Consider the following 666-nt stretch of genomic DNA (forward strand, 5'->3'; position numbering starts at 1 on the left):
GCGAGGCCGCCGCCCGCCAGGCCCGCGCCGCCGCCGAGGGCGAGGCCGCGGCCCTTGCCGCCGAACGCACCGCCCTGCAGCGGCTGGTCGATCGCGGGCGCTCCGGGGGTGCCACGCTGCTGGATCAGGTGGCCGTCGCGCGGGGGCACGAGGCCGCATTCGGGGCCGCCCTGGGCGACGATCTGCGTGCGGGCGTGGGCGGCGACGGGTCGGGCTGGCACGACCTGCCGGGCTGGGACGATCCGCAGCCCCTGCCCGACGGCGCCGTGCCGCTGGCACCGCATGTGCGCGGCCCGGATCTGCTGGCGCGGCGGCTGTCGCAGACGGGGCTGGTGCTGGACGCAGGGCAGGGGGCCGCGCTGCAGCCGATGCTGTCGGCGGGACAGCGGCTGGTGACGCCCGAGGGCGATCTGTTCCGGTGGGACGGGCTGCGGGTGATGGCGGGGCAGGCGCTGTCCTCGGCCGCGCTGCATCTGCAGAAGGTCAACGAGCTGGCCCATGTGACCGAACAGGCCGAGCGTGCCGAGGCCTGCGCCGAGGAGGCCCGCGAGACCCATGAGGCGGCCCGCGCCGATCTGGCCCAGGCCGCCGAGGTCGAGAAGTCGGCCCGCGACGCGCGCCGCGAGGCCGAGCGCCTGCTGTCCGAGGCCGCGCGCGCCGCGACGC

Annotated in this window: 1 pseudogene; it reads left to right on the forward strand. The window is 78.2% G+C overall.

The features are described from left to right. Nucleotides 1-666 (forward strand): annotated as a pseudogene (locus tag GBO37_RS14030) (chromosome segregation protein SMC); the annotation flags it as partial.

The sequence above is a fragment of the Paracoccus sp. 08 genome (assembly GCF_024105395.1).
GTDB classification, from domain to species: domain Bacteria; phylum Pseudomonadota; class Alphaproteobacteria; order Rhodobacterales; family Rhodobacteraceae; genus Paracoccus; species Paracoccus marcusii.